The sequence below is a fragment of the Streptomyces triticisoli genome (assembly GCF_003270085.1).
GTDB lineage: Bacteria > Actinomycetota > Actinomycetes > Streptomycetales > Streptomycetaceae > Streptomyces > Streptomyces triticisoli.
The window spans coordinates 1-4498 of the sequence record NZ_QFDQ01000092.1 but is presented as its reverse complement, the minus strand read 5'-3'; the positions used below and the strand labels follow the sequence as shown (position 1 = coordinate 4498).

Here is a 4498-nt window from a genome sequence, read left to right as displayed (position 1 = left end):
GCTGCGCCGGCGGCGCCGGCTCTGGCCGGGGGCGACCCGGCCGGGGCCGACCCGGCACCGCACACCGCCGCCCAGGCCCTGCGGGCGCAGACGCTCGCCGACCTGAACACCACCATGAAGGGCGAGGCGTACGCCCACGCCGCCTACAGCCTCTTCGCCGCCGAGGCCGACCGCCAGGGCCTCCCGGCCGTCGGACGGCTCTTCCGCTCCACGGCGCGGACCGAACTGAGCGAACACCTGCGCGAGGCGGCCACCCTGGCCGGCGTGGTCGGCTCCAACGCGGCCAACCTGCGCCAGGCCATCAACGGCGAGACCTACGAGCACCAGGTCATGTACCGCCGCTTCGCCGACCAGGCCCGCGCGGACGGAGACCTCGAGGCCGCGAAACTCTTCAGCGAGATCGCCGCGGACGAGGGCCGCCACCGCGACGCCTTCCGCACCGCCCTCGCGGCCGTGACCACCGGCCGCGGCACCATCCCGGCACCTCCGAAGGCCGACGTGGTGCCGGTGCCCGCCGGGCTGCCGAAGGTCAAGGCCGCCCGCACCAAGGCCAACCTGGACACCGCCCTGCACGGCGAGGCGCTCGCCCACGCCAAGTACATGTTCTTCGCCGCCCACGCCCGGCAGACCGGCAACGCCGCGCTGGCCCGCCTGTGGGAGGGCACGGCCAAGGTCGAGCTGCAGGAGCACCTCGCCGGCGAGGCGGTGCTGGCCGGCCTGGTCCGCACGACGAGGGAGAACCTGCGCAAGGCCATCACCGGTGAGCGCAACGAGGCGACCACCGTGTACCCGGGGTTCGCCAGGCGGGCCACCGCCGTCGGCGACACCACCGCCGCCCGCTACTTCCGCGACACCGCCGCGGACGAGGCCAAGCACGCCGCCGCCTTCCAGAAGGCACTCGACCAGCTGCGCTGACCCCCCACCACCGAGAGGGACCGCAGTGAGACCGGCCGGGCGGACCACGGACCGCCCGGCCGGCCGCGGCATCACCCCCGCCCTCAGGACGGAGGGCACGAACCGGGCAGCGTCACCAAGGGACAGAGGACGAGCGGCCCCTGCCCGCCCGCCCGACGACGTCGCAAGCTGGAGGACAGGACAAGGAGGGCAGGACGAGTCGGAGCAGCCGGCACCGCCGTCCGGGAGGCAGGTGACGCGTGTGAGCGGGCAGACGACAGGCCCGTCGGAGGACACCCGGGTGCTGATCGTGGAGGACGACCGCGGCATCGCGGAGTCCCTGGTGCGCGGTCTGCGGCAAGCCGGATACGCGGTCGAGGGCGTCCGCACCGGCCGGGCGGCCCTGGCCGCCGCGTCCCCCGATGTCGTACTGCTCGATCTGGGGCTGCCCGACATCGACGGTGTCGAGGTGTGCCGGAGGCTGCGCGCCCGTTCGGACGCCGCGATCATCGCCGTGACCGCACGCGGTGAGGAGGCGGACCGGGTGGTGGCCCTGGACGAGGGCGCCGACGACTACCTGGTCAAGCCGTTCGGGCTGGCCGAACTCCTGGCGCGGATCCGGGCGGTGCTGCGCCGCAGGCGCCCCGCGGAGCCGGAGCTCGTACGGCACGGTCCGCTGACGCTCGACCTGCGTACCCGCCAGGTGTCCGTCGACGGGCGTGCGATCACGCTGACGCCGAAGGAGTTCGGCATCCTGGAGTGCCTGGCGGCCGACCCCGGCCGGGTGGTGAGCCGGCAGCAGATCCTGGAACGGGCCTGGGACGCCCACTGGTACGGCCCCACCAAGGTGCTGGACGTGCACATTGCGGCGCTGCGCCGCAAGCTCGGCGTACCGGGACTGATCGAGACGGTCTACGGGCACGGGTTCCGGCTCGGAGCGGCCGGGGAGCCGTCGTGACCCGCCGGATCGCCTGGACGCTGATGATCCTGACCTCGGTGCTGCTGGTGCTGGCGGTGGTACCGCTGGCGGTGTCGATGACGGCACGCGAGCGCGCCGCCTACCACGACAGCCAGCGGGCGGCCACCCGCGTGATCGCCGCGGCGGCCGAGGAGCACCTCTCCGACCACAAGCCGCCCACCGTCATGCGCCAGGAGCTGGCGGCCGCGGTCCGGGCGGGGGACTGCGCCGCCGTGTACGACGCCTCCGCACGCCTGGTGGCCAGTACGCCCTGCACCGCGGCCCAGGGCGAGGAGGCGGAGGAGCTGGTGGAGCGGGTGCTCACCGGGCACGAGCCGGAGCCACCGGAGAACGAGGGCCGGCTGCTGACCGCGGAACCGGCCGGTGAGGTCCGGCAGCCCTCCGGCGCGGTCGTCCTGGCCCGCTCCGCGGCCCCGCTCAACGCCCGTGTCACCGCGATCTGGGGCTGGTCCGCCGCGATCGGCGCGGCGGGGCTCGCCGCCTCCGTACTGCTGTCCGTCCGCCTCGCCCGCTGGGTGAGCCGCCCCCTGTCGACACTGGACGCCGCCGCCCGGCGGCTGGGTGAAGGCGCCCTCGACGAGCGGGCCGACGTCGTCGGCGGGCCGCCGGAGGTGCGTCGTCTGGCCGCCACGTTCAACACCATGGCGGCCCGCACGGAGGCCCTGGTGCACGGCCACCGGGCGGTGATCGCGGACGTGTCCCATCAGTTGCGCACCCCGCTGGCCGCGCTGCGGCTGCGGCTCGACGTCCTGGCCGCCGGCGCCGAGGGCGACACCGCCGAGGAGCTGGCCGCCGCCCAGGAGGAGATCGCCCGGCTCTCCCGGCTGGTCGACGGGCTGCTGGCGGTGGCGCGTGCCGAGCAGGCGACGCCCCGCCCGACCGCCGTCCGGGTCGACGAGGTGGTGGCCGAGCGGGTGGCGGCCTGGTCGCCCGTCGCCGAGGAGCGCGGAGTCCGGCTGACCGCCGCGTCCGCCGTGTCCGACGGGTCCGCTCCGGCCGTGGCGCTGGGCGCGGGCCACCTGGAGCAGATCCTCGACAACCTGATCGCCAATGCCGTGGACGCCGTGCCCGACGGGGGGAGCGTGACGGTCGGCCGGCAGGTGGTGGGGGGCTCGGCCCGGGTACGTGTGGTCGACGACGGTCCCGGAATGTCCGCCACGGCGAAGGCGGCCGCGTTCCGTCGGTTCGGCAACCCGGAGGCCAGGGGCACCGGCCTGGGACTGGCCATCGTCCACCGCCTGGTCACCGCCAACGGCGGTACGGCACGGCTGGAGGACACCCCCGGCGGCGGGCTGACCGTCGTACTGGAGCTGCCGCTGTGGCCGGAACACGGGCACGAGCGGGGTGGCTCGTCGTCGCAGGGACGCCGGGAGCGGGCCACCGGATCCGGAAGGTGACGGGTCCGGAGGACGACAGGTCCGGGAGGTGACCGATCCGGAGGACGACAGACCCGGAGGACGACAGACCCGGAGGACGACAGACCCGGAAGACGACCGACCCGGAAGACGACCGACCCCGCGCGACCGTCCGGAGATCTTTACCGGTTCTGAAGAAGACGTGAGCGAGTTCCCCAGTGCCGTGGGCACAGCCTGGAGGTGCACGCAGCCGATCCGGGCCGCCGACTCACCAGGAGCGCCGCCATGGCACCCTCGCCCGACGACTTCCCCCGGACGTCCGCCCCGGTCCCCTCTCCGCGCGCACGCGATCGCGGTCTGCGACGCGGCCGTCGCCTCACCCGGTGGATCACCGTCACCTCCGTGGCCGGCGCCGCGGCCCTGGGCGGCTTCTACACCCACCTGCTGCCGGCCGCCCCCGCGCCGTCGAGCCCGTCCGCGCCGAACCCCGCGGCGTCCTTCACCACCGCGGAGGCGGACGACGACGAGGAGCACGGCGAGTGGAACGGCCACGACAACGAGGACGACGAGGGCGCGGCCCACGTCACACGGCAGACGCCCCAGCCCCAGCCCCCGCCCCAGCCGCCCACCACCACCAAGCAGCAGCCGCACACCACGACGGGAGCGTCATGACCACGCGCACCCAGGCACCGGCCCAGGTCGTCTTCCCCGCCCTCGGCACCACGGCCGCCCTGCTCGTCACCGACCCACGCGCCCTGCCCGCCGCCGAAGCGGTCCTGCGCGCCGAGCTGACCGCCGTCGACCTCACATGCAGCCGTTTCCGGCCGGACTCAGAACTCTCTCGCGTGAACCTGCGCGCGGGCACCCCCACGACGGTCGGCGAACGGTTCGCCGAAGCGCTCCAGGACGCGCTCCGTGCCGCCCGGCTCACCGACGGCGCCGTGGACCCGACCGTGGGCAGCGCGGTGATCGCGCTCGGCTACGACCGCACCTTCGCCTCCCTGCGCCCCGACGACGCCCGCCCCGTGCCCGTGGCCCGCCCCGTGCCCGGCTGGCAGCGGATCGTCTTCGACCCGCGCACCCGCCGACTGCGCCTGCCCCCGCACACCCGCCTCGACCTGGGCGCCACCGCCAAGGCCCGCACCGCCGACCGCGCTGCCCGGCGCGCCGCCGCGGCCACCGGCCGCGGGATCCTGGTCGGCCTCGGCGGCGACCTGGCGACGGCCAGGAGGTCGGAGGTGACGGTTGCGACCGGCGTCTCGACGCAGAG

At 75.4% G+C, this 4498-nt stretch carries 5 protein-coding genes; all 5 read left to right on the top strand.

Annotated elements, in window-relative coordinates; genetic code table 11:
* On the top strand, positions 1 to 915 hold a 915-nt coding region (locus tag DEP02_RS15830; RefSeq protein ID WP_232839145.1), incomplete at its 5' end, for a ferritin family protein.
* A gap of 241 nt (positions 916 to 1156) precedes the next feature.
* Positions 1157 to 1852, top strand: a complete 696-nt coding sequence (locus DEP02_RS15825; protein WP_198668459.1) for a response regulator transcription factor — start codon at positions 1157 to 1159, stop codon at positions 1850 to 1852.
* Positions 1849 to 3270 carry a sensor histidine kinase gene (locus tag DEP02_RS15820; RefSeq protein ID WP_112467960.1) on the top strand — a complete coding sequence of 474 codons (1422 nt, stop codon included), beginning with the start codon at positions 1849 to 1851 and terminating at the stop codon, positions 3268 to 3270. The genes DEP02_RS15825 and DEP02_RS15820 overlap by 4 nt, the downstream gene beginning before the upstream one ends.
* A 243-nt stretch (positions 3271 to 3513) precedes the next feature.
* Positions 3514 to 3900, top strand: a complete 387-nt coding sequence (locus DEP02_RS15815) for a hypothetical protein (RefSeq protein ID WP_112467959.1) — start codon at positions 3514 to 3516, stop codon at positions 3898 to 3900.
* Positions 3897 to 4498, top strand: a 602-nt coding sequence (locus DEP02_RS15810) for an FAD:protein FMN transferase (RefSeq protein WP_198668458.1), incomplete at its 3' end; no start/stop codon positions are given. The genes DEP02_RS15815 and DEP02_RS15810, both read left to right, overlap by 4 nt.

Excerpts from the sequence above, each read along its gene's own strand:
- DEP02_RS15815 (WP_112467959.1), top strand. The coding sequence starts at position 3,514 with ATGGCACCCTCGCCCGACGACTTCCCCCGGACGTCCGCCCCGGTCCCC.